At 66.1% G+C, this 24,445-nt stretch carries 22 protein-coding genes and 1 pseudogene; 5 read left to right on the top strand and 18 right to left on the bottom strand.

The annotated features are described in order from the left end of the window. The 6 genes and pseudogenes from DFO65_RS17355 to DFO65_RS16625 form a co-directional block, all read right to left on the bottom strand. Positions 1 to 119, bottom strand: a pseudogene (locus DFO65_RS17355) (lyase family protein); the annotation flags it as partial. Positions 120 to 229: 110 nt separating this feature from the next. After that, complete coding sequence (locus DFO65_RS16645; RefSeq protein WP_113938682.1) at positions 230 to 592, bottom strand: hypothetical protein; 363 nt, start codon at positions 590 to 592, stop codon at positions 230 to 232. Between the two features lie 43 nt (positions 593 to 635). Further along, a complete protein-coding gene (locus DFO65_RS16640) occupies positions 636 to 1,961 on the bottom strand; it encodes an MmgE/PrpD family protein (protein ID WP_113905570.1) in 1,326 nt (441 codons plus the stop codon). Then, the gene (locus DFO65_RS16635; protein WP_113905569.1) at positions 1,958 to 3,382 is read right to left on the bottom strand and encodes a dihydroorotase; all 1,425 of its coding nucleotides are present in this window, start codon (positions 3,380 to 3,382) and stop codon (positions 1,958 to 1,960) included. Before DFO65_RS16635 ends, DFO65_RS16640 begins: the two co-directional genes overlap by 4 nt. Positions 3,383 to 3,462: 80 nt before the next feature. Continuing rightward, positions 3,463 to 4,737 carry a Zn-dependent hydrolase gene (locus tag DFO65_RS16630; RefSeq protein ID WP_113905568.1) on the bottom strand — a complete coding sequence of 425 codons (1,275 nt, stop codon included), beginning with the start codon at positions 4,735 to 4,737 and terminating at the stop codon, positions 3,463 to 3,465. Beyond that, entirely contained in the window at positions 4,737 to 5,363 is a 627-nt protein-coding gene (locus tag DFO65_RS16625) for an orotate phosphoribosyltransferase (protein ID WP_113905567.1), read from the bottom strand. Before DFO65_RS16625 ends, DFO65_RS16630 begins: the two co-directional genes overlap by 1 nt. Positions 5,364 to 5,657: 294 nt before the next feature. Here DFO65_RS16625 and DFO65_RS16620 point away from each other — a divergent pair, with 294 nt between their 5' ends. Next, entirely contained in the window at positions 5,658 to 6,413 is a 756-nt protein-coding gene (locus DFO65_RS16620) for an IclR family transcriptional regulator (protein WP_113905566.1), read from the top strand. 9 nt (positions 6,414 to 6,422) lie between these two features. Here DFO65_RS16620 and DFO65_RS16615 read toward each other — a convergent pair whose 3' ends face one another. The 3 genes from DFO65_RS16615 to DFO65_RS16600 form a co-directional block, all read right to left on the bottom strand. After that, the gene (locus tag DFO65_RS16615; RefSeq protein WP_113905565.1) at positions 6,423 to 7,667 is read right to left on the bottom strand and encodes an MFS transporter; all 1,245 of its coding nucleotides are present in this window, start codon (positions 7,665 to 7,667) and stop codon (positions 6,423 to 6,425) included. A gap of 1,181 nt (positions 7,668 to 8,848) precedes the next feature. Beyond that, entirely contained in the window at positions 8,849 to 9,403 is a 555-nt protein-coding gene (locus DFO65_RS16605; RefSeq protein WP_113905563.1) for a HutD family protein, read from the bottom strand. A 68-nt stretch (positions 9,404 to 9,471) separates the two neighbouring features. Then, positions 9,472 to 9,843, bottom strand: a complete 372-nt coding sequence (locus tag DFO65_RS16600) for a VOC family protein (protein WP_113905562.1) — start codon at positions 9,841 to 9,843, stop codon at positions 9,472 to 9,474. A 68-nt stretch (positions 9,844 to 9,911) separates the two neighbouring features. Between DFO65_RS16600 and DFO65_RS16595 the strand changes: the two genes are divergently transcribed. Both DFO65_RS16595 and DFO65_RS16590 read left to right on the top strand, forming a co-directional pair. Further along, positions 9,912 to 11,390, top strand: a complete 1,479-nt coding sequence (locus tag DFO65_RS16595) for a phytoene desaturase family protein (protein ID WP_113905561.1) — start codon at positions 9,912 to 9,914, stop codon at positions 11,388 to 11,390. 118 nt (positions 11,391 to 11,508) lie between these two features. Beyond that, on the top strand, positions 11,509 to 12,963 hold the full coding sequence (locus DFO65_RS16590; protein WP_245940848.1) for a DUF418 domain-containing protein: 1,455 nt from the start codon (positions 11,509 to 11,511) through the stop codon (positions 12,961 to 12,963). A gap of 13 nt (positions 12,964 to 12,976) precedes the next feature. Here DFO65_RS16590 and DFO65_RS16585 read toward each other — a convergent pair whose 3' ends face one another. From DFO65_RS16585 to DFO65_RS16565, 5 genes are all read right to left on the bottom strand, one after another. Beyond that, entirely contained in the window at positions 12,977 to 14,161 is a 1,185-nt protein-coding gene (locus tag DFO65_RS16585) for an aminotransferase-like domain-containing protein (RefSeq protein WP_113905560.1), read from the bottom strand. Positions 14,162 to 14,345: 184 nt separating this feature from the next. After that, on the bottom strand, positions 14,346 to 15,383 hold the full coding sequence (locus DFO65_RS16580; protein ID WP_147233392.1) for a hypothetical protein: 1,038 nt from the start codon (positions 15,381 to 15,383) through the stop codon (positions 14,346 to 14,348). Between the two features lie 74 nt (positions 15,384 to 15,457). After that, complete coding sequence (locus tag DFO65_RS16575; RefSeq protein ID WP_245940847.1) at positions 15,458 to 16,318, bottom strand: HTTM domain-containing protein; 861 nt, start codon at positions 16,316 to 16,318, stop codon at positions 15,458 to 15,460. Beyond that, positions 16,318 to 16,869 carry a hypothetical protein gene (locus tag DFO65_RS16570; protein WP_245940846.1) on the bottom strand — a complete coding sequence of 184 codons (552 nt, stop codon included), beginning with the start codon at positions 16,867 to 16,869 and terminating at the stop codon, positions 16,318 to 16,320. Before DFO65_RS16570 ends, DFO65_RS16575 begins: the two co-directional genes overlap by 1 nt. Before the next feature lie 198 nt (positions 16,870 to 17,067). Then, on the bottom strand, positions 17,068 to 17,883 hold the full coding sequence (locus tag DFO65_RS16565; protein ID WP_113905556.1) for a DUF8083 family protein: 816 nt from the start codon (positions 17,881 to 17,883) through the stop codon (positions 17,068 to 17,070). 128 nt (positions 17,884 to 18,011) lie between these two features. On the opposite strand from DFO65_RS16565, the gene DFO65_RS16560 reads away from it, so the two are divergent. Beyond that, on the top strand, positions 18,012 to 18,227 hold the full coding sequence (locus DFO65_RS16560) for a DUF3073 domain-containing protein (RefSeq protein WP_113905573.1): 216 nt from the start codon (positions 18,012 to 18,014) through the stop codon (positions 18,225 to 18,227). Positions 18,228 to 18,466: 239 nt separating this feature from the next. On the opposite strand, the gene purM is transcribed toward DFO65_RS16560, so the two are convergent. From purM to DFO65_RS16545, 3 genes are all read right to left on the bottom strand, one after another. Continuing rightward, the gene (gene purM / locus DFO65_RS16555) at positions 18,467 to 19,582 is read right to left on the bottom strand and encodes a phosphoribosylformylglycinamidine cyclo-ligase (protein WP_113905555.1); all 1,116 of its coding nucleotides are present in this window, start codon (positions 19,580 to 19,582) and stop codon (positions 18,467 to 18,469) included. Position 19,583: 1 nt separating this feature from the next. Beyond that, the gene (gene purF, locus DFO65_RS16550) at positions 19,584 to 21,065 is read right to left on the bottom strand and encodes an amidophosphoribosyltransferase (protein WP_113905554.1); all 1,482 of its coding nucleotides are present in this window, start codon (positions 21,063 to 21,065) and stop codon (positions 19,584 to 19,586) included. Between the two features lie 101 nt (positions 21,066 to 21,166). Then, positions 21,167 to 21,634 carry a hypothetical protein gene (locus tag DFO65_RS16545; RefSeq protein WP_245940845.1) on the bottom strand — a complete coding sequence of 156 codons (468 nt, stop codon included), beginning with the start codon at positions 21,632 to 21,634 and terminating at the stop codon, positions 21,167 to 21,169. A 288-nt stretch (positions 21,635 to 21,922) separates the two neighbouring features. Here DFO65_RS16545 and DFO65_RS16540 point away from each other — a divergent pair, with 288 nt between their 5' ends. Next, entirely contained in the window at positions 21,923 to 22,900 is a 978-nt protein-coding gene (locus tag DFO65_RS16540; RefSeq protein ID WP_113905553.1) for a universal stress protein, read from the top strand. Positions 22,901 to 23,013: 113 nt separating this feature from the next. On the opposite strand, the gene DFO65_RS16535 is transcribed toward DFO65_RS16540, so the two are convergent. Next, a complete protein-coding gene (locus DFO65_RS16535; RefSeq protein WP_428844234.1) occupies positions 23,014 to 24,399 on the bottom strand; it encodes an MFS transporter in 1,386 nt (461 codons plus the stop codon). Between the last annotated feature and the right edge of the window lie 46 nt (positions 24,400 to 24,445).

Here is a 24,445-nt window from a genome sequence, read left to right as displayed (position 1 = left end):
ATCGGGAAGTTCTCGTTCGCCCGGGCGGTGTGAACGCCCCAGTAGGCGGACGCCGGGATCTCCAGGCTTCCGATCGAATCGGTCTCGGTGCGCGTCGGCTGGGCAGGACTAGATTTCAAGATTCCAACTTTCCGTAGTGTGGCTTCCCGGACGGAAATATTCGAATGAGCGCTGGAAGCGTCCAACCGTCGGCGGTGGAGTGTAGTTGTCAATGAGCCTCAGGAAGGCGTCAATCGGTTGCTAGCACACGGCCGGGCTCGAGAATACCGGCGAGGCTGGCCCCTGAGGTGGCGATCAGGCCGGTGAGAGCGGTAATGTCAGAATCTTTTGGGGTCTCGGCGAAGACGACGAGCACTCTGCATCCTGCCAGCGCACCGCAGGTGTCAAGAATGCCCTCTACCTCGTTGGCATAAGCGATTCCAACCCCGAGTTCACGAGCGACGATGTGGCCGAGCACCGCGTCTTCAACCTGGTTCCAAATCAGCACCAAGTCGGCCCCGAGTTCCGACGCTTCGCTGGCTAGCCTTTTCCCCGTCGTCTCGACCTCCGGCGGCTGAGGCGGTGTCCAATCGTCATTTGCCACGCTGCTCATCACTTCGCTCTCCTAGTTGCGTCGACTGTCGCTGCCAATTTCCTCAACAAACCGGCGGTTGGATGGATTCCATCAGCCGCCTCACCGGCAAATGACGGGGCGCCCTCATCACAATGTCCCAGTACTTTCCGCCGAGCACGTGCAGGCCTACCGCCTTATCCCGGAGCTCGGACTGCAGTGCTTCATCGGCGACGACGCCCCGAGCGTTGTCGCACCGGGCTGACAAACTCGTCCCGTCGGTCAGTACCACCTCGACCAAGGTGGGAGCGTCGGCCGGCCAGCAGGCGGTGAACGAGGGGTCTTCCTCGACGTGGACCCGGTGAGCTACGGACAGAGCGGCCGCGCTGGGATCGTCGAAGACATCGGGGTCCGCTCGTCCCTCAACCAGAGCCGCGGCCACGGCGAAGGGGATCGAGAATCGTCGCGACAGCGCTGTGTCGAGGCTACCGTCCGCCACCTTGAGGTTGTTCCGCGTGGTGCGCACCCTAACGGATTCGATGTTCTCCGGCTCGACACCCCGAATGCCCAGTGCCGCCTCGATGCTGGTGTGGGTTAGTGCGCACGCGGAGTAAAACTTGAAGTAGCCGTTGAAGATCCGGGGACGGCCGCGGTAAGGAGCCTCGGCCTCGATCTCCTGCGCGAGAGGTCCGTCCAGCAGGGCGTCGAGCACCGACGTCCCGCCGGTCCATCCCATCGAGGCGAGCTGGCAGGCGCGCACCGCGGCCGCCGCTGATTGTCCTGTCCAGGTGTTTCGAGCGCTGGAGCCGTCGAGGCAGCTGCCCCAATGCGTGGCCAGCATCGAGGTGGCAGCCACTTTCGCCGCGGGCAGCGGATCGCCCCCGCCTAACAGTGCCACTGCCGCCGCTGCTCCGATGCCGCCGATGTGTCCGTGCGGATGGACTCCTGGGGTCAGACGGTGGGACTCCAAGAGGTACGCAGAGACCTCGTAGCCAAAGAGCAGGGCATCGAGCACGGAACCCAAGTCGCATTCCCAGGCTTGGGCCGCCGCCAGCACCGCGGGCACCACATGAGCGGCAGGATGGCCCGTGGGCCTGGTCCCCTCGTCCATCTCCAAGGCGCAAAGGATGCTGCCGTTGATGTACGCCGCATTCTCCGCCGACGCCCACCCGCCTCCGGCGGTGAGCAGAGAGGACCGGCACAAGTCGCTCGGAGCTTCGTGCCGTACACGGCCGGTGAGCGGATGGTCGGCGACGAGGTCTCGCGCCTCAGCACGCTGCCCTGCGGCAATCGCCACGGACACAGTGTCGGCAAACACTAACCGGGCGCGGGATTCTGCCTCGCCGTCGGCCCCGCCGTCGACGAGGGCTCGGGCCGAGTCGATCAACCTCTGCAGACCCTCGCTGTTCATGCCTCGGCCGTCTCCGCTGGCCGGTGCGAGGCCGCGACGAAGGTTCCACGGCGTTCCCCGACCGGTTCGCCGTCCTTCATCGACACCTGGCCGCGAATGACACTGCCGGTGATGCGTCCCCTAAGCTTCCATCCGTCCCAGGTCGAAACCGGGTTAAGGGCGTGCATGTCGTCGTTGCGGATGGTGTGGTTACCGCGGGGATCGACAAGTGTGACATCCGCGTCGGTGCCCGGACGAAGGGATCCCTTGCGCGGATAGAGGCCGTAGAGCTGTGCCGTCGAGGTCGAAAGCACCTCGGCCAGGCGCTGCGGTGTGATCTTGCCACGCAGCATCCCGTCGACGAGCAGCGGTGCAACTGTCTCGACGCCGAGGCCTCCCGCGGGCGCCTGACCGAAGCCAACCATCTTCTCAGACACGAGGTGCGGTGCATGGTCAGAGCCGATGGACGAGATGGTGCCGTTGTTGATGGCCTCCCACAGCGCGTCCTGGTCCTCCTGGTGGCGGACAGGAGGATAAACTTTGATCAACGGGCCGAGCTCGGCCTCCTTTTCGGCGGTAAGCGTGAGGTACTGGGGACAGGTCTCGGCCGTCACCGGCGCTCCGGCCGCCTGTGCCCGGGCGACGACGGCCGCGCCCTGCGCCGATGCCATATGGACGACGTGGAAGCGGCAACCGGTTGCCCTGGCGAACTCGGCTCCGATTGCAATGGTGGTTGCCTCGGCGATGGCAGGACGGGCGGTTAGCAGGTCGTCATAAGTCTCGATCGGGTGCCCCAGCGCTTCTGCCGACGCGGACAAGATGTGCCGGTCTTCGCAGTGCGCCGCGAGTACCCCGCCTGTCTTCGCGACATTGGCGAAGAGTTGCAACACCTCGCCGTTCTCAGGGGGCAGGAGCACGCTGTCTGGGTCGGCCGAGTCGAAGTTGTAAACGAGCCCCTTGGTCTCCTTATCCAGGGCGTAGCCCCAGAAGAGTTTCACGGCCGCGGCGCCCGCGGCGAAGAGCTCGGGAATGTCCTCGGCGTTCTCAGGCCCGAGCGCCAGTCCCCAGAGGCCGAAATCGACCCAGGCCTTCTCCTCGTGCTGCGCTCGACGTTCGGCGAACACCTCGGCGGTGGAGACTGCGGGGATTGCATTGGGCATTTCGATGATCGTCGTCAGACCACCGCACAAGGCTCCCAGCGTCGAATGTGCGAAGGTCTCCTTATGGGTGCTGCCCGGATCGCGGGAGTGCACATGCGGGTCGATAAACCCGGGAAAAACAAGCTGGCCCTCGGCATCGACGAGCTCCTCGTGGTCGACCTCGTTAGGCGAAGCCGGGTCGAGGACGGCGGCGATCGTGCCGTCGATACAGAGCAGATCGGCCTTCTGCGGGCCGGCCTCCGTGACAAGGGTTCCGCCGGAGATGAGCAGTCGCATGTTCATATATCCTTTGTTCGATTGGGTGCACTGGGGATGAGTTGGTCGCCGAGAGATTGCACGGCGGCCCGGCGACGAAGACGCCCTCAGTTCGAAAGGTTCGAATCGAGGTTGAGCAAGGTCTCCAGCAGCACATTCGTGCCGACGGCGATGTCCTCGCTCGTGCTGAACTCATCCGGCACATGGGACAGACCGCCGTTCCGACTGGGAATGAAGATCAGCCCGGTGGGTACGATCGTGTTGATCATCTGCGCATCGTGGCTCGCCCCGGAGGTGAGCACACGATACGAGGTCTCGCGAACTCGCGCGGCATCGCTCGTCTGCTCGCGGATGAGAGTGGGCAGGATTACCGGTGAAGTGTCGGCGAGGACCTCCAGCTCCATCCTCACACCGCGCCGGGTGCACACTTCCAGCGCCTGCTGGGCGATGAAGCTCGCGGCAGCCCGCTGTCGATCGGCATCGATGTCGCGCACGTCAAGGCTGAATGTGACTCGCCCGGGGATCGTTGTGATGGAGTTCGGATCGACATCGAGCTTGCCCACCGTCGCTCGGGTACCCCGGTGCTCAACGTCCGAAGCGAGCGCCTCGGCGATGAGCACGCACTCCGCGGCCGCCGCCAGTGCATCCGCACGGCCCTGCATTGGGGTGCCACCTGTGTGGGATGGGACCCCGGATAGAATGAATTGCAACCGGGTGGAACCGGAGATCATATCGACGATCCCGACCTCTGCACCGGTCTTCTCCAACACGCTTCCCTGCTCAATGTGGAGTTCGAGGAAAGCACTCCAATCCCGGGCTCGCCATGGTTCGGTTGTCGCTCGCTCAGGGTCGAAACCAAGATAGCTCATGGCCTTGATCAACGCGATCCCGTCCCTGTCGGTGAGGGCTTCGAGATCTTCCAAGCTCGTCATGCCCGCGGCAAGCTTGGAGCCGATGCACGCCTGGCCGAAGCGGGCCCCCTCTTCCCCAGCGAAGGCAACGAACCGCAGGGGATGCCGGGTGGCAGCGCCGGCCTCATGAAGTAGCTGAGCGATCTCTAGCCCGGCTACAACTCCAACGATCCCGTCGTATGCTCCGCCGCAGTAGACGGAGTCAAGATGGCTCCCCGCACCGAGAGCTCCGAGCCCCTGCTCGGTGCCCTCGCGTTCCGCGATGGTGTTACCGGCCGGATCCGTGGTGACGGCGCATCCCGCCTCGGCGAACCACTGGGAGACGAGGTCATGCGCAGCGCGTTCATCATGGGAGTAGGCCAGGCGGCTTACGCCTCTCCCAGGCTGCGAGATCTCCGCGAGCCGATCGATCCTGGACTGCAGACGTTCACCGCTGGCGACGAGTTCGGAGTGGTGGGATTCTGCCGCCATCACAGCTCCCCCTCCGCATTGTCGCCCTCAGCCGGGACGAATCGACGGATCAACGCATTCGTGGATAGCTCGGCGATCGTATAGAGGCTGACCAGATCGACGTTCTCCCTGCTCAACAATTCGCCGGCCCCTTCACCGCGATCGACGACACCGAGGACGGCTTTGACCTCGACACCTGCGGACCGCAGGACCTGCACCGAGCGCCGGGCGTGACTGCCCGAACTGAGCACGTCCTCGAGTAATACCACCTTCTCGCCCTGGTGGACCTCTCCGGCCAAGGTGACCGACTCCCTCCTGATGCGGGCCGAGGTGTAGGGCAGCCCCGTGGCCAGAGAGACGGCCACGGCCAAAGGTAGCGAACCGGGCTCGCTGCCGACCACTCGATCGACATCCCGGGGTATACGGAGCGCCAGAAGGCTCCCCAGACGACGGAGCACCGTGGGTTTAGTGAGAAAGAGGTCGGGGTCGAGATGGTAGTCCGAATCGACTCCCCCTGCAGTGTGGAAGGACCGCCGACGGTAGGAGACGGCGATGAGGTCACGCGCAACCTCCGCGTGACGCTCGTCGGGATCTTGGATGCTCAGCCCAGATGATTCACCGAAGGCTTTGAGAGACGGTCGACTCATTCGCTCTACTTCCGTGTGATGAAAACTAGTATTTCGTGTGACACAACACTACTCCAAAGTTTGATACGAGGTCAATCCTCCTCGAGCAGCTGGACCATGGGACATCGCGTTTGCCAAGGCACAGTCTCCGGTACGCTCAACCGGGGACTCCTGATCCTGTGCATGCCGACCGAGAAGCCCCCGCGAACTCAGCTGCATGGAGCAGGCTCCAGCATTTGGAAGCGATGGGGCCTGTGACCTCGGAGATAGACTCTTCTGCGACACGAAAATCTTGTCTCCCACAAGGAGGAATGCATGCAGCCTGTCCACCGCACTCTCGACATCCTGGAGGTGATCGCGCGCAGTCAGTCGAGCATGTCGTTGGCGGAGATATCACAGGAGCTGTCGCTCTCTCCCTCGACGGTGCACCGCTTCATGAAGGATCTCGAGGATCGTGGATTCGTGATTCGCACTAACAAGAGGCGTTATCTACTGGGTCCCGCTGTTCGTGCTCTGCTGTCGAACACCTCGTCGCATCAGGTGCGCGAAGCGGCTGCCCCAGTTCTGCGCAATCTTGTCCGGCAACATGGAGAAGCCGCATTCCTTGCCGAGATGACAGGCGCCAAAGTCGTCTGTATCGAGTTCTTCGAAGGCACTCGCTCTCTGCGCCACCATGTGCAGGTCGGAACCACTCTGCCGCTCAATGCGGCTTCCTCGGCGCGCGCGATCATGTCGATGCTGCCCGAGGACGAGATCGATGACATCTTGGCCGATGCGACGCTCGAGCAGTACACAGCTCGCACGATCACCTCCAAGGAGGTGCTCAAGAGTCACCTAGCCAGTTCTCGAACGCTAGGTTACGACGTATGCGACGACGAGATGGAGGACTTCACTTGGGCGGTGTCCACGCCCCTGTCTGACGGAAAAGGACCCATCCCGTTCGCGATTACCACGGTCGCCCCACTTTCCAGCATGCAGTCGGCAAACCGGAGAGAAGAGCTCATTGCCTCCACTCGGCAAGCTGGCCGGGTCGTCTCACACGAACTCGGAGCAACCAGTCGGGACACTTAGGGGGAACGATCACTCCAAAGCCTCGCCCGTCTTGTCCGGCACTGCGAGCATGGTGAAAAAGGCGAGGACATAGATGCACGGGAGAATGAGCAGCGCGAAGGCGAACCCATGATTCGAGGAGATCCACGCAACGGTGACGGGAGCGAGACCACCGATGGCACGGCCGATATTGTAGATCCCGTTCTGCGCTGTCCCCCGCATCCAAGTGGGGTACAGCTCAGCCAGAAGTGCACCGTATCCGCCGAGGGCTCCGTTAGCGAACACCCCCATGAAGAATCCACCGATAAGCAGAACAGTCGGATCGGTCAGTTGACTGTAGACGAGCATGGAAACACCGGCACCAATCTGGAACGTCCAGAAGGTGTAACGGCGCCCCCACTTGTCGGCAAGTTGCCCGAACGTGAAAAGTCCAACCAGCATTCCGGCGATAGTAACGGCAGTCCAAAGTGAGGAATTGGTCAGACTCAAGCCCAGTTCCGACTCGAGGTAGCGAGGCAACCAAGTGATGATGCTGTAGTAGCCGAAGTTCTGAACAGCGCAGAGAATGATCATGGCGATCGAGATACGGACGAAGTATTTGGTCGAGAACAAGCCCTTGAACAGCTCGAACGGACTTGCCTGCTTACCCTGGGACGCCTGCTGCTCGAGATACTTCGGCGATTCGTGAAGTCGTTTGCGGAAGACGATGGCCACGATCGCAGGGACAATGCCCACGGCAAACAATCCACGCCAACCGACCAGGGAGATAATCGGCGCCGATAGAAGAGACGCAGCCAGTACGCCGAGCTGGAAGCCCGTGGCGACAAGTGAGGTCGCCCGAGCACGAAGCTTAGCCGGCACGGCCTCCGATGCCAGAGCCATGCCGCAGCCAAACTCGCCACCGATGCCAACTCCCGCCAGAAATCGATAGATTGCCAGATCGACATAACCCTGAGCGAAAGCCGCCATACCGGTAAATACGGCGAAGAAGACGACAGACCAGGTGAGGACCCGGACTCGTCCGAACCGATCGCTGAGAGCACCGAAGAGCAAGCCGCCGATTACGGCCCCCAGGAGGGTCAGCGTGGTTAAAGATCCGGCAGTCGTGTCGCTGAATCCGAATTCCGCGATGATCGGAGACAGCGCAAAGCTGAGGATCAGAAGGTCGAATCCGTCCAGGCCGTATCCGACGCCTGCGGCGAACACGGCCTTCTTGCCGTACGAGTCCATTTTCGGACGTTCACTGCGTGCGGTGACCGATGTTTTGTCTTCCATTGCACATTCTCCTCGCGCATTCTCCGTTAACCGGATGATCGAACGGTAAGCGTCGACGCTCAAGATAGGTGGACGCCCAGGTTCGGACACATCTATGTGACGTCGATCATCTTATTGTGACCGTCCTGTGAAAGTCAACATTCCGTGTCACGGAATTCATGGGTTGATCGGGCCCTCGTCTTTCGGTGAACCAAGCACTGATTTTCGCCCGTCCTGGAGGCGAAGTGGTGGCCAGCGTCGAGGGCTCTTCACGACTAAGGGCTTAGCCGCGTGAGCGAGTGAAGTCTCCTGGCATCTTGGACGATCCCGGTCGGGTGGGCTTGGTGGATGAAATCGAATCATGTGCCCGCTGATGTGCGATGGACGCTCGCGAACCGAGATCGGATGCTAATGCGACCGGTACGGAATCAGCAGGTCGGTGTTCTACAAGATCCGACGGCGAGCGGCCGAGAAGGGACTGGTGGGAGCCACCCAGCCAGGCTCCCACCACAGCCCGCGGCCGCCCGATCCGAAGGTGATCGAGCACGCGCTTGCGGTTTGGTCTTGGCTCTTGGGCAGGGATTTGAAGCGGCCCTATGTCGGTCGCGGCATGGATGAAGAGGTAGGACCTAATGCCCCCACCAGCATGCGCCACTGGGGCAAGCCGCAACGACTTCTGTCTGATAGCGGGCTTGCGTTCAATCACGCCTGCCGGCAAGAACATCGCTGCGTTACAGGAGCTGGTCGACGAGTTCGACGAATAATACAACAATGAGCGGGTCCGCCAAGCTCTGGACGGCGAGACACCTTCGGAGGCGTGGACGGCCACCGATACCGCTCCACTGCTGGTGCCCGAGCATCGAATGCCGGCAGTCCCACCTTCGGCGGTCTCCTCCCGGGTTGGGTATTCAACGGACAACTCCGGTCAGGATGCTGGGCCCCAGCACAACCGTATGACACTGCATACGATCGGGGGCGCCACGGAAATGAAAGTCGCGTCGAACGGTCAGGTCAAAGTCCTCTGTTGCATTTTCCGCATCGCGACCGTGCGAGCCGGGCAGAACGTGCATGTCATCTGGGACTATAAGACCGTCGAGTTTGTGGCCGATAAGTGTAAGCACCTGGCCAGCTAACATCACTCCACCGCTATAGGTTGGTACGGTCGGTTTGGCCGGGCCCACGCCCGCACCGGGACGGGGGCGTCAGTGGAGGAAGGCGACGCGCAGTTCCGCGGGCAGTGATTCGTCGGCGCCGAGGTGGATGAGCTGGAACCGTGGTAGCTCGGGGGTCTTCTCCAGGGTCACCGCGAAGTGCTCGCGCTCGCCCCCGTGCGGAGGGTTCCCCAGCGTCATCGCGACAGCCGGGCCGAGTCCGTCGGTGTCGGTCGCGACAGCCGGATCGCGGTCACCGCTGTCATACGCGACCATGAGGTTGAGGGCGAAGCACGGCGTCGGGAGGTCGACGAGGCGGACCTCCTGGCCCCCGTCGAAGCTGACGGGGTGGTCCTCGGTCACGCGTCGCTCGTCTCCGTCGATCGACAGGACCACCTCGGCGCCGACCGGCAGGAAGGTCCGCGCCATTCCCGGCAGGGAGGAGAAGGGACCCGGTGACTCGAGCCGGGCCACGCTCAGACGCCAGGCGGGCCGCCGCGGAGTCAGCTGCCGGGAGTCATCGAGGGACACGAGCTCGGTCGTCTCCCCGCCGCCATTGGCCCACGGCACGGGCGGATGGTCGGCGAATGAGGTGAGAACGCGCATGCGACCACTGTACTCGCGGGTTGCGGAGTCCTCGGGTGGCCGATGGAGTCCCGGGACGTCCGGTCGGCTCAGGAGCTCTCGGCGCAGAGGCAGAACGGATGCCCGGCGGGGTCGAGGAACACCCTGAACGTCTCGCCGGGCTGGAAGTCGGCCTTGCCCGCACCGATGTCGAGGACAGCCGCCTCGGCGGTATCGAGGTCGTCGACGACGACGTCGATGTGCATCTGCTGCGGATGACTCTGGCTCGGCCAGCTCGGGGCACGATAGTCCTCGACCTGCTGGAAGCAGATCGGCGGCCAGGAGTCCGAGGTGATCTCCACCCACGTCTCGTCGCCGGCGTCGACCTTGACCTCCCAGTCGAGCAGCTTCGCGTAGAACTGCGCGAGTTCGACCGCGTCGGGGGCATCGAGGACGATGATGGGCTGCTTTGCGATAGCCATGTGTGCGAGTCTACGCCGGGATCGTCCGGGTTTGAAGAGCGGTTCGAGCGACCGCCTAGACTGTCCCCATGAGCACTCCCGAGGTAGATGTCGTTGTCGTCGGATCCGGACCCAATGGCATGGCCGCGGCGCTGACCATGGCTCGCGCCGGTCTCTCGGTCGAGGTCTTCGAGGCGCAGGAGACCATCGGAGGCGGCGCCCGCACTCTCGACCTCGGGCTCGCCCCGGGGATCACTCACGACATCTGCTCGGCCGTTCACCCGCTCGCGATCGCCAGCCCCTTCTTCGTCGAGTTCGATCTGCTCGCTCGCGGTCTCGAGCTGACCACCCCCGAGATCTCCTACGCCCAGCCGCTCGACGGACAGCCGGCCGCGCTGGCGTTCCACGACCTCGATGCCACGGTCGACCACCTCGGCGCGGCCGGTCCCGAATGGCGGCGCTTCTTCGCACCTCTGCTCGACCGCGTCGATGATGCGATCTGGCTCTCGCTCGGCGACAAGCGGTCCCTGCCGCAGACCCTCCGCGACGTGCCCGGCATCGCGAACGTCGTGAGGTTCGGGCTCCGACTCCTGTCACAGGCGAGCCCCGCATGGAACATCCCGCTGTCCCATGAGACGAGCCAGGCGCTGTTCACCGGGGTCGCCGCGCACGCCATCGGGGCTCTGCCGAGCATGGGCACCGCGGCGACGGCGACGATGCTCTCGACGCTCGCGCATGCCGGGGGCTGGCCGTCCCCCGTCGGCGGTTCGCAGGCGATCATCGACCTCATGGTCGCCGACCTCGAGGCCCACGGCGGCACGGTCACGACCGGCGCGCGGATCGACCGCGTCTCCGAGCTGCCCGCCGCCCGCACCTATCTGCTCGACACCTCGGCGCTGAACGCCGCGCAGATCTTCTCCGGGCGCCTCCCGGACCGCGTCGACAGGGCGCTGCGCTCCTTCCGACAGGGCAACGCCGCGGCGAAGGTCGACTTCGTCCTCAACGCCCCCGTGCCCTGGGCGGACCCGGAGATCGGCCGGGCCGGCACGATCCACGTCGGCGGGACCAGAGCGCAGATGGCCGCCGCCGAGGCCGAGGTCATGGCCGGGCGGATGCCGCGCCACCCCGTCGCCCTCGTCTCCGACCCCACGGTCTTCGACCCGAACCGCGAGGTGGGAGGCCTGCGCCCGCTGTGGACCTACTGCCATGTCCCCTTCGACTGCCCGCTCGACCCCACCGAGTACATCATCCGGCAGCTCGAACGCTTCGCCCCGGGCTTCCGCGACACGATCGTCGCCTCCCACGCGATCCCGGCCTCGGAGATGGCCGCCCACAACCAGAACTACATCGGCGGGGACATCGCCGCGGGCGTCGTCTCCTTCTACCGGATGATGGCCCGGCCGAGGCTGGCGTGGGACGACTACAGCCTCGGCATCCCAGGCGCCTACCTGTGCTCCTCGGCGACGCCCCCCGCACCCGGGGTGCACGGGATGAACGGGTGGTTCGCGGCCCGTCGGGCGCTGCGCAGCGAGTTCGGCATCGCCGAGGCGCCCAGTCTGTCCCCCTGAACCGCACCGCCTGAACCACCCCGCCTGACTGTCCACCCGAGTCTGAACTGCCCACACGGCCTGGCCGCCCTCCCGTCCTCTCCCCCGGAACTGCCCACCCAGCAGCAGAAAGCGATCCATGCGCCACTCCCCCGACGACCGGACTCCCCCGCTGCCCGGTCGGATTCCCCCGCTGCCCGACCACCGTCCCGCGGTTCCCACCACCGGGCCACCGGAATCCGCTCCCGTACCCGGGCCGCCGGGTTTCGCCCCCGCACCCGGGCAGCCGGGTCCGACCGCGGACACCGACGCCCTCTCCCCAGGCTTCACTCCAGCCCCTGTGCCGCCACTCGCGACCAACGCGCTCCCGGCGCCACCGCGAGCGCTGGCTCCCGACCTCGCCCGCGGGTTCATGCTCTGCCTCATCGCGATCGCCAACGTCTCCGTCTACCTCTGGGGTTCGGTCGACCCGACCTCGTCGTCGCCGCATCCCACGGACGGCTCGACCCTCGACACCGTGCTCTCGGTGCTCACGATCCTCTTCGTCGACGGGCGGATCTACCCGATGTTCGCCTTCCTCTTCGGCTACGGCATGATCCAGTTCTCCCGCAGCCGGACCGCCCGAGGCGACGAGCCCGCCGCGGTCTCCCGGATGCTCGTGCGCCGGAATCTGTGGCTCATCGTCTTCGGCTTCGTCCACGCACTGCTCCTCTTCGGCGGCGACATCCTCGGCGCCTACGGTCTGGCCGGGCTCGTCCTCGGGTTCGCGGTCCTGCGCGGTTCGGACCGGGCCCTGCGGATCACCGCGTGGATCCTCGCCGGGCTCGTCGCCGCGTTCTCCCTGGTCCAGTTCCTGTTCGCCCTCCTCATCGCCTGGGCTGCCGGGGACACCTCGGCGCCCGGCGACGAGGAGGTGCCCGAGGTGGATCCGCTCTGGGACTTCACGATCTCCCTGAGCACCTTGGGCAACGGCGAGGACAACTACCTGCTGGCCCTCGCCGTGCGGATCGGCATGTGGTTCGTCAGTTCGCTCTTCGCCAACCTCGCGCTCGCCGTCCCGCTGTGCATCCTCCTCGGCGCACTGGCCGCGCGGCACCTGTGGATCGAAGCCGGCCCGACCCGTCCCAGGCCCTCCCTCGGTCTCGTCGCGGAGCTCGGCATCGCGATCGGAGTCCTCGGCGCCGTGCCGCAGGCGCTGCAGTTCCTCGGTCTCATCCCGGAGGAGGCTCTGGCTCCGTTCGCCTTCATGGGTCTCAGCCAGCTCACCGGCATCGCCGCGGGACTGGGCTATGTCGCCCTCTTCGGCATCATCGGCACCCGGCTGACACAGCGCCCGCCCGCGTTCCTGCTTCCGGTGGCGCACGTCGGCAAGCGCTCCCTGAGCTTCTACCTGCTCCAGTCTCTGGTCTTCGCGCCACTGCTCGCGGCATGGGGATTCGGACTCGGCGAGACCTGGACGACCACCTCGGCGTACCTTCTCGCCCTCGGCATCTGGATCGTGTCCCTGCCCCTGGCGTGGGCGATGGAGAGAACCGCGTACAGAGGTCCCGCCGAGGTGGTCCTCCGCCGACTCACCTACGGCCGTCGGGTGTGAGCGCTGTACGCTCTCACATCGTCCGCGTGAGGATCCCGCCCAGCCGTGTCAGCGCATCGACCATCGCCTCATCCGACTGTCCCGAGTAGCTGAAGCGGGCGAAGTTGCTCCGCTCCGCGGTCGGGAAGAACGTGCCGCCGGGCACGTAGGCGACGCGAGCCTCGGGCAGGGCGTGCTCGGCCATGAATGCAGCCGAGTCGAAGCCCTCGGGGAACGTCACCCATGTGAACAGTCCGCCCTCGGGCCTCGTCAAGGCCACCTCGGCGGGGAACTCCTCGGCCATCGTCGTGACCATGAGGTCGCGCTTCTGGCGGTAGACGACGCGGGCATGGGCGATGTGCGCGTCGATGTCGAAGGTCTCGAGGAAGCGGGTCACCGCGGTCATGTTCAGCGTGCTCGACTGGGTGTCGGCGGCGAGCTTGAGCAGCCCGAGCTTCTCGAGGATCGTGGGTCCCGCGCTCACCCAGCCCATGCGCACTCCCGGAGCCAGGATCTTCGAGAAGCTGCCGAGGTGGATGACGCGGTTCTCGGAGTCGAGGGAGCGCAGGGTCGGCAGCTGCTCGCCCTCGAAGCGCAGGTCCCGGTACGGGGAGTCCTCGAGGACGAGCACGTCGAACTCCTCGGCGAGCTCGACGATCCGTCGTCGCCGCTCGAGGCTGAGCGTGACGCCGGAGGGATTCTGGAAGTCGGGGATGACGTAGATGAACTTGACGTCCGACCGCGAGCGCAGCGTCTCCTCGAGCACCTCGACATCCATCCCGTCCTCGTCGATGTCGACGGCCGCGTACTCCGGCTGATAGGGGTTGAAGGCGATGAGAGCGCCGAGGAACGTCGGGTTCTCGGTGACGATGACATCGCCGGGGTCGATGAGCAGCTTCGCCACGAGGTCCAGCCCCTGCTGGGCGCCCTGGAGGACGAGCACGTCATCGACGTCGGTCGGCGTCCCGCCCTCCGACATCCGCTTCGCAATCTGGGCCCGCATCGCCGGCAGCCCCGCCGAGGCGGTGTACTGGAGGGCGGTCGCGCTCTCGGTGGCGAGGATGTCCGAGAAGACCTGCTGCAGTTCGACGGTCGGGAAGAGCGCGGGATCGGGGTAGCCACCGCCGAACGACGTGATCGAGGGATCGTCGCCGTACCTGAGCAGGTCGCGGATGGCGGACGGCTGCACCCTCGCGATGCGGTCGGCGAACTTCGACACGATGTCTCTCCCTCACGTGGTGTGGCCCGGCGGCACGGCGGGCCCGGCGGCGGTGATGATGGCCAGAGCCTAACGGGTCGCAGACGAACACGCGTGAGGCGTCCGCGTCGGGGACACCGGCAGCCGCTCTCGGCAGCTGCCCGCCGCCGCGCCTCCGGCGGTCGTTCTGAGACTCACACGTCGCTCAGGTGACGCTGGTTCTCCGCCATTCGTCGGTGGCGTCGTCGAATGACCAGTCGACCACCTCGGCGACGTCGCGCACGACGTCGTTGAGCCAGAAGGTCTGGCCGGGATTCCAGCCGGCCATGAGGCTTGCCCGGTCGCTGTCGACCTCGATGACTCGTCCGGCCGTCCGCAGGTACCCGGCCACGGTCACCCGCACTCCGTCATGGTCCTGGGCCACGGTCGACCAGTCGGGAATCACCCACTGCCCGTTCCTGCCCGTGGCGTCCGACCAGGTCCCGTGCCTCTGGAGAGTGACATCGAGAGGGTGCCGTCGGCACAGCCGGGACCAGTCCTCGGGTGAGTCGATCTCGACGATGCGCGAATCGCTGCGAATCGACAGACGCCGTGCCCTGGCGTCGACCTGACCGAAGTCGTCCTCGACGAGCCACAGCCCGACAGGCGTTCCATCCGGCCACATCTCCGACGTCGACCACAGTCGAGGAGGTGGAGCCGACCACCACTCTCCGCCGGCCGGGTCACCGGGGTTCTTCAGTGCCTCGAGCCGGTGCTCGACTTCGGTCGCAATGACCTGGCCCTGCCACTTCGCGAGGCGCTGCGCCGAGCTGGGGCCCGCAAGATCGTCAGTCACGGCCCTCTCACGATGCCGTGCGTCGTCGAACCACTGGATGTCCCACTGATCCTCGACGGCGATCGGTCCCGACCAGGAGTCGAGCACTCCACTCTCGGTCAGGAGCTCGGCTATGGGCATCAGCGCGGTCTTCACCGCAGGATCTTCGCACAGCAGGTCCTCGGCGTGCGGTGGCTGCCAGTACATCGCACCGCCGACGACACACCCCATGGCGGATCTCAGGCGCTGCCACGTCGGTTCGGGCAGGGGCACGGTGCGCAGACTCTCGACCAGTTCGTCTCGGCCGGCCGGCAGAGACACCGCGACGGAGTTCTGGACGTAGGCGAACACGAGCGCCCGTCCCCGCGGGGACGCGATGAGTGCTTCAGCGGAGAGGGGCTCACCGTGCGACAGCACTGTCCCACTCATCGTGCGCCGTCGTCGAGTTCCTCGTCGATGCCCGGCAGCAGATCGATGTCGACATGATCGAAGTCCATCGATGGTCAGCGGACCTCGATCCGGAACCGCCGGGGAACCAGCTTCTCCAACGGCAGGAACGCCGCCCAGCAGATGACCGTGGGCAGGAAGTGGATGCCGAGCGCGAGGTACGTCATGAGGTGGAAGACGCAGAAGAACGCGACGACGGCATAGAGCCACTTGTCCTTGAGGAACAGCGCCACGGGTGAGAGCGCCTCGAACGCCAGCGTCGCCCACTGGGCGGCGATGAGCAGTCCCGGCATCTCGAGGAACGGCTTCGACCACTCCGCGCCGCGGCGCATCAGCGCCCAGATGATCACCGCGCCGTTGGCCCAATGCGTGATGTTGCCCGAGGCGATCCACTTCATGAGCACGGAGTAGAAGTACGTGAGGACGACGGAGATCTGGATGACCTTGAGCGCCCAGCCCGCCCGCGCCGAGGTGACGCCCACGTCCCGGAACCGGGCGATCCCGATGGTCGGCAGGACGACGACGGCGATGACGAGCGCCATGTGGTCGTGGGCGACATATCCGTAGCCCTGCGTGTAGAGCATCCACGCACCGAAGGCGATCGCGACGATCCACCCGCTGACCCGCTGGAGGACCCCCGCCGCGGCGAAGAAGGAGAATACGATGATCGCCGCCAGCAGGATCTGGGCGCCGAGGACGCTGACCGGCGGGAGGCCGAGGGTCCGCGCCAGCCACAGCGGCTGGTAGAGCGCCGGGGTCCAGCCGTGGGCGATGACGTCGTTGGAGATCGTGAGCACGTCGAGGATGACGAAGAGGTAGATGAGGACCCGCAGCACCGCGACGCGAGCCAGGGGGATCTGCGGCATGAACCACTCGAGGAAGCGGTTCCGGGGCTTCGCGACCGTCAGCACGCCCATCATCGCACCTCCCAGGTCGCGAGGACCCTCTGCGTCGGTTCGCCGACGCGGATGCCGTCCTCGAGCTGGGTGGTCTCGCGGCAGAGGATCATCCTCTCCGGCTTCGGCTCATCGGGATGGAGGCGGACATAGGAGTCGGCCAGAGTCTGGAGCAGCTCGGGGTTGGCGATGACGCGGTCGAGCTGCGATTCGACGTCCCCGCGTTCGATGCCCACGGTGGCCGTGTTGAAGCCGAGTCTGCGCGGCTCGTCCTCGCCCGGGAATTCAGCGGCGATGCACGTCGAGTTGACCTCCCCGTCGAGGTTCTTCGCCGTCGCGTACTGGGTGAGCGAACCGAGCGGGAAGAAGTCGTTGGTGTTGAGGAACTGGCCGAAGGTGAGGATCACGAAGGCGATCGCGGTCGCCCCGATCCGCCAGCCGATCGACCATGGCGCCATCGGGTTCCGCTCGACCGCGGCACCCAGCCCGCGCCCTGCGCCGCTCCCTGAGCCCCGGTCGCCGCCGGGTGCGCTTTCCACTGCCGTCCCCGCCGAGGTGGTGGCCGTCGACACCGTCTCCGTCACAGCTCTCCCCGCCGCAGAATGTCCCGCCGAGGCGGTCCTCGCGGATCGCGGTGGCGTGGTCGTCAGAAGTCGGCGCTTCTCAGTGTGCATGCGTTCAGTCGGGGTCATTCTCTCGAGCCGGTCGGTACGAGACAATCGTAACGGCTCGCACCGCAGAAGCCGCCGACGATCGCGGGTGTCCTGGGTTCAGGAGCTGCGGGCGTAGAGGTTGAGCTGCTCCCACATCGCCGCGTACTTCTGGAACGACGCCACGGCGGTCTCCGGATCGTCATTGCTCAGCGCGGTGACCCACGAATCGACGAGCTCAGGCGCCTCGTTGGGCCACAGCACGTCGCTCATGCCCCCGAGGTCGAGCTCGAGCACCGAGTTCATGTCGAATCCGTCGACCCACTGCGCCAGAGTCGCGGTCTGCTCGACCATGTCGACGACCTTCGACTTCTCCGCGATCGTCTCGGCCGCCCATTCCATCCTCGCCGAGGCGGCCAGGATGTCTGTGCGGATCATCACGCGCAGGCCCTCTGTCTTCTCCTCGGTGACGATGCGGTCCTCGCTCAGCGAGAAGAACAGCCACCAGGCCGGCGGCACATCCCAGGCCGCGACCCGAGTGAATACTCGGGTGTCCTTGGCCTCCTGGAGCCATTCGGCTCGGCGGCTGGCGGCCCGGCGCCGGGCCGACTTCGGAACGATGATGTCGAGGGTCGCCTTCGAGGTGTGCTCGGCCAGCGCGTCGAGCGCCTCCCAGCTGCGGACGTCGTCCTGAACCGGGCAGAAGCGGTCGACGCCGTCCGGGGAGTGAGACGCCGGGAGGAAGAGGGGAGTATCGCGGAACGACTCGGCGACAGGGTTCGGAGGCAGGGAGATGAGGCGCGTGTCGGCGTCATGGGCGACCTCGAGGTCGATCCGCTCGCGGTTGTCTTCGACTGCCCTGTCTTGCAGTTCGGAATGGACCACCGTGGGTTCGAAGATCCGCAGAGAGACCAGATACTCGCGACTGTAGGACATGCGCTCAGCCTATCCAAGGTGAGAGCGCAAAATGGAACTTCCCCCTGTGAACGGGTAGGATTTAAGCGCATAGCAGAGATCTAGTCCGGGGCAACGTGCCCTACATGACGACGGAGGGGGTCACGCCAGTGGGTCGCGGCCGCGCAAAGGCAAAGCAGATCAAGGTAGCTCGGAAGCTGAAGTACTACAGCCCCGAGACCGACCTGAGTCGACTCCAGAAGGAGCTGGGCGCCGACTCCCACCAGTCCGGACCGTCCGATCCCTACGACGACGAACCCGACTACTCGGAATACGCCGAGAAGTACAACGTCGATGACGAGGACGATTTCTCGCAGCGCGACTGATCGACCCCGACAGGGCCGATCGGCACAGGCAGGACGGACTTCCGATCCTCCCGACCGAGAACTGAACAACCGACAGAAGGCGGAGACTCCGGTCTCCGCCTTCTGCGTGCCCGAGGGACTTAGGAGCTGAACCCACCGCGAAGAGAACGGAACGAAGTCAGCACATCTCGTCGGGGCCCTGTCGGCAGCCAACGGCTCGGTGACCCACCGCGCCGCCGGTCACTCGGACGGCGTCGCGCTCAGCGCAGGATCGCAGCGCCGCCGTCGACGCCCTTGGCGCCCTGCACGTAGTCGTCCTCACTCGACAGCGAACCGTCGTCGGCGCGGACCTCGCCGAGCACCCACGAACCCGGACACGCGGCGAGAACGGCGTCGGCCGCCTCGGCGGCGGTGACGAGCACCATTCCCACGCCGAGGTTCCACGTCCGCTCACGATCGTCGCGGGGAACTCCGCCGAGGTCACCGAGGACGGTGAACACCGGGGGGATCTCCCAGCTCGACCGCGACATCCGCGCGACCAGCCCCATCGGGAGCACTCGGGCGACGTTGGCCGACAGTCCCCCGCCGGTGACGTGCGAGACCGAGCGGACCGCGCCCGGCAGCCGGGCGAAGAGGGCATTGAGCTCAGCGGTGTAGACGTGGGTCGGGACGAGGAGCTCCTCGCCGAGGCTCCGACCGAACTCGTCGACGTGTCGGTCCAGGCTCCATTCCGCCTCCGCGATGATGTGCCTGACCAGGGAGTACCCGTTCGAGTGGAGGCCCGAGGAGGGCAGCGCGACGAGGACGTCTCCGGCGCGGACCTTCTCGGGACCGAGGAGGTCGTCGGCGTCGACGACGCCGGTGGCGGCACCGGCGACGTCGTACTCGTCGACTCCGAGCAGACCCGGATGCTCAGCGGTCTCCCCGCCGACGAGGGCGACGTCGGCGCTCGCACATGCCTCGGCGATGCCGCGGACGATGTCGGCGATGCGTTCGGCGACGACCTTGCCGCAGGCGATGTAGTCGGTCATGAACAGGGGCTTGGCACCGCACACGATGATGTCGTCGACGACCATGCCGACGAGGTCGTACCCGATGGTGTCGTGCTTGTCGAGAGCCTGGGCGATCGCGACCTTCGTGCCGACCCCGTCGGTCGAGCTGGCGAGCAGGGGACGACGGAAGTCCTTGAGCACGCTGACGTCGAACAGCCCGGCGAATCCGCCCACTCCTCCGACGACGTTGGCGTTATGGGTGGCCGCGACGGCCGACTTCATCAGTTCGACGGCCCGGTCCCCCGCTTCGACGTCGACCCCGGCGGCGGCGTAGGTCGTCGAGCGCGGGGCGGCGGTCGTGTCCGGGTGCGATTCGGAACTCAACTCAGCATCCTTTGTCGGCTGGGGTGTTGTTGACGGGGATCGGGTACTCGCCGGAGAAGCACGCGGTGCAGAGATTGCTCCGCGGCTGCTCGGTCGCCTCGATCATTCCGTCGAGGGAGATGTAGCCCAGGGAGTCCGCGCCCAGGGATTTGCAGATCTCGTCGGTCGAGAGCCCGTTGGCGATGAGTTCGGCGCGGGTCGCGAAGTCGATGCCGTAGAAGCAGGGCCACTTGACCGGTGGCGAGGAGATCCGGATGTGGATCTCCTTGGCCCCGGCCTCCCGGAGCATCCGCACGAGTGCTCGCTGCGTGTTGCCGCGGACGATCGAGTCGTCGACGACGACGAGGCGCTTGCCCGCGATGTTCTCCCGCAGGGGGTTGAGCTTGAGGCGGATGCCGAGTTGGCGCAGGGTCTGAGAGGGCTGGATGAAGGTCCGGCCGACGTACGCGTTCTTCATCAGGCCCTGGCCGAACGGGATCCCCGACTCCTCGGCGTAGCCGACGGCCGCCGGCGTTCCCGACTCCGGGGTGGCGATGACGAGGTCGGCGTCGACGGCGAACTCGCGGGCCAGCTGCCGGCCCATCTGGGTCCGGGCCGCGTGGACGGTCTTGCCGGCCAGCACGCTGTCGGGACGGGCCAGGTAGACGTACTCGAAGACGCAGCGGGCGTCGGTGGGCTTGGCGAACTTGTAGGAGCGCAGACCGTCCTCGTCGATGGCGATGATCTCGCCGGGCTCGACCTCTCGCACATGCGATGCTCCCACGATGTCGAGAGCGGCGGTCTCGGAGGCGACGACCCAGCCGTTCTCCAGCCGGCCCAGGGACAGGGGGCGCACACCGTGCGGGTCACGGGCGGCGTAGAGGGTGTGCTCGTCCATGAACACGAGCGAGAACGCGCCCTGCACTCTGGGCAGCAGCCGCAGGGCGGCATCGACGAGGTTCTCCCCCTCCTCACTCGCGAGCAGCTCGGTGATGAGCGAGGTGTCGTTGGAGGAGTCCCGGAAGGGGCGGGTGCGCATCGACTTCTGGGTCGCCGCCTCGACGACCTTGTGCGCGTCGTCGCGACGTTCATCGGCCATCTGCTCGAGTTCGTCGAAGTTCGTCAGGTTCCCGTTGTGGGCGAGCGCGACGGTGCCGAACGGGGTCGGGCCCAGGGTCGGCTGCGCGTTCTCGAACGACGGCGATCCCGTCGTCGAGTAGCGGGTGTGCCCGACGGCGATGTGCCCCTGCAGGAGCTCGAGGTCGCGTTCGTGGAACACCTGGGACACGAGGCCGAGGTCGCGGTAGACGAGGATCTGCTTGCCGTTGCTCGCCGCGATCCCCGCCGATTCCTGTCCACGGTGCTGGAGGGCGTAGAGCCCGAAGTAGGTGAGCTTCGCAGTCTCTTCGCCCGGCGCCCACACCCCGAACACTCCGCAAGCATCCTGGGGTGAACGGTCATGGGGGTCGATGTCGTGGGTCAGTCGCCCGTCTCGTCTTGCCACGGAAGAATTGTCTCATACCGGGAGGACGACGATGAGCGGAGGATCACCTTCGTCGACGCGGCGACATCGAGTCAGCGGCGTCGGCTTGGTGCGGGGTCGAGTCAGCGGCGCGGGTCGTCATCGGTCGGCGATGGCTGTGCAGTCTCCTCGGCGGCGTCACCGTTCGGCTCCGCCTCGCGACCATTCGGCGCGGCGTGACCGTTCGGCGCGGCGGCGGTCGACGGCTGGTCGGGGTCCTCGCCCCGCATCTCGGCGAGACGGCGGCGAGCGAGCTCCTTGGGGTCGTCGACCATCTCGATCTGCGCCTCGACCGTGTACTTGCGCGCCCGGCGCCTGCCGAGCCGGTCGAGCAGGATCGCGACGAGTCCACCGAGGAAGGCTCCGATGATCCCGAGGAACAGCAGGAGAAGGCCCGCGCCCTTGGCCACGGTGTACCCGGCGGGCATCTGCGCGGGATCGACCGTCAGCGTGAGGATTCCGGCGACCAGGATCCCGACGATCGCGCCCAGCCCGATGAACACCGAGTACTTGGGGCTGCGACGGACTGTGACGTCGATCTGGTCCTTCATGATCTCCTTGGCGACTGCTCCGGCGAAGCGAACTGCACCGCTTCGATTCGCGGACAGTCTAGTCGACGCCCGCGGACCCGACTCCCAGCCAGGCACCGGCTCGCCGCAACACGGGCGCGGGCCCGCCGCGCCACAGGCACCGGACAGCACGACGCAGGCAGCGGCCCACCGCGCCACAGGCGACGGCCTCGCGGCTCCCGCCACGGCTGTCGTATCGGAATGTCGCCGACGTCACTTAAGCTTGGGATCGGAAGCACTGGTGGCGGCACTACTCTCAGGGGGCGGGACATGTCTCACACGATCATTGTCGGAATCGACGGTTCATCCAACAGCCAGGGCGCTGTGCAGTGGGCGATCAAGCACGCACAGCTGAGTTCGGCCGAGATCCGGCTCGTCGCCGCGTACACGGTCCCCGGCGTCAACATGTCCCAGGCGGACATCGTCTACCCCGTCGACTTCGACTCCGCGGTCAAGGACGCGACCCGGCAGCTCGCCGAGGCGACGGCTGAGACCGTCCGCGAGTCCGGCGTCCACGTCTCGACGGTCATCGCCCCGGGCGACGCCTCGGGCGTCATGGTCGAGAACTCGAAGTCCGCGGAGCTCGCCGTCATCGGAGCCCGCGGTCGCGGCGGGTTCAAGGGGCGGCTGCTCGGTTCCGTGGCGCTGGCGATGCCGGCCCACGCCCACTGCCCGACCGTCGTCATCCCCTCGACCTGGCCCGATCGTCCCGAACCGGAGCACAACGCCCCCATCGACTTGCCCGTCCGCGCGACCGGCGCACGCCAGACGACCGACGACGAGGGCCGCGTCCACCCCGACTTCTCCGGGGAGATCGTCGCGGGAATCGATCCGTTCGAGACCGACTCGCCCGTCCTGCGCGAGGCGGCGCTCCAGGCTAAGCTCTACGGCCAGCCGCTCCACCTCGTCGGCATCACCGCGACGCACATCCTGTCCCCGGAGTGGATGCCGAGCGAGACCCACCTGCAGAAGCTCTATGACGAGGCGGCCGCGCAGCGGGAGCTCTCGGTGGCGACGCTCGCCGACGAGTTCCCCGAGGTCGAGGTCCGCTGGTCGATCTTCGACTCCCCCGCCACCGAGGTGCTCGTCGCCGCCAGCCACAGCGCGGAGCTCCTGCTCGTCGGCTCCCGCGGCCGCGGCGGGTTCGTCGCGACCCTGCTCGGCTCGACGTCCCAGTCCGTCCTCGCCCACTCCGTGTGCCCCGTGCGCGTCGTGCGGGTTCCGCGCCGGAAGAGCGCCCACAGGTAGGTCCGCCGAGGGGCGGTCTGCCGGGCGGACACGGTTTCGCGGGCGTCGGACCGACCTGGATTCGTGGGACGACGGGAAACGGTGCGAGGTCGTCTCGCGCGACGGCGGAGGGCTCACCGCCGCTTTCTCCACACTCCTGTGCTCTGTTCCTCTTCGTTGCCCACGGACAGGTCGATTCCCGCCCGGTCTCGGACCAGTGACACTGCGACGAGGGAGATCCCGGCCATGACCACCAGATACAGTGACACCGAGGCAGTCGTCCCGGTCGCCTCGAGCAGCGCCTGAGCGATCGTGGGGGCGAAGGCGCCGCCGATGACAGCGCCGAGTGCATAGGAGATCGCCACCCCGCTGAATCGGACCGATGCGGGGAACAGCTCGACGTAGAGGGCTGCCTGCGGTCCATAGGACAGCCCCAGCCCGATCGAGAACACACCGAGCGCCAGATACAGCAGACCGAGTGAACCGGTATCGATGAGCCAGAACAGCGGAAACGCTGTGACGATGAGAATCACGAAGCCGGCTGTGTAGGTCTTCACTCGACCGATCCTGTCCGCCAGCACGCCCGACACCGCCGTCGCGACAAGCCACACGAATGACCCGAACGTGATCGCCAGGAGGACTGCGGTCCTGTCGAAGCCGACGGGATCCGTCGCGTACTTCGTGACGAACCCACCGGTCGTCATGTACCCACTGGCATTGTTGCCCGCGAAGATCAGGGCAGCCACGATCACCAGGGGCAGGTGCTTCCTCAACAGCACGATGATCGGCGCCTTGCGCTTCGCCGCCTCGGCGTTCATCTCTCTGAACACAGGGGTGTCCTCGACGGTGCGACGCACCCAGTACCCGACGCCGATGAGCACGATCGAGAGCAGGAACGGGACTCTCCAGCCCCACTCCATGAACGCCTCCCCGGGTGAGATCACGCCGGTCATCAGGGCGACGACGCCCGAGGAGAGCAGCATGCCCAGCGGAACGCCCAACTGGGGAGAGGATCCGGCCCGCCCACGTCTGTCGTCGTCGGCGTGTTCGACGGCGAGCAACGCGGCGCCACCCCATTCGCCGCCGGCGGAGAGCCCCTGGACGATTCGCAGCACGATGAGCAGGATCGGCGCGGCGATGCCGATCGTCTCATACGTGGGGATGAGTCCGATGAGGGCCGTCGCCACTCCCATGGTGATGAGAGTGACGACGAGGACGAATCGTCGGCCCAGCTTGTCGCCGTAGTGCCCGGACAGGAATGCCCCGAGCGGGCGGAACAGGAACGAGATCCCGATGGTGGCGAAGGCGAGCATCTGGCCGATCGCCTCTCCGGCAGGAGCGAAGTAGAGATGCGCGAAGACGAGCGCGGCTGCGGTCGAGTAAGTGAAGTAGTCGTACCACTCGATCGTGGTGCCGATGAGTGCTGCGAAGGCGACCTTGCGCTGGTGGCGGCTCTTCGTGTCGGGAGCGGTGGGAGCGATGTTCGACATGTGGACCTTCTGGTGGTGAGATGACGGCATTCGGTCAGTGGAGGTGGTCAGCGATGCGGTTCGACTGCTTCGGGCT

Source organism: Brevibacterium sanguinis (assembly GCF_003315415.1).
GTDB classification, from domain to species: domain Bacteria; phylum Actinomycetota; class Actinomycetes; order Actinomycetales; family Brevibacteriaceae; genus Brevibacterium; species Brevibacterium celere_A.
Note: the sequence above shows the minus strand (reverse complement) of the source record. Positions and strands in the feature narration are given on the sequence as shown.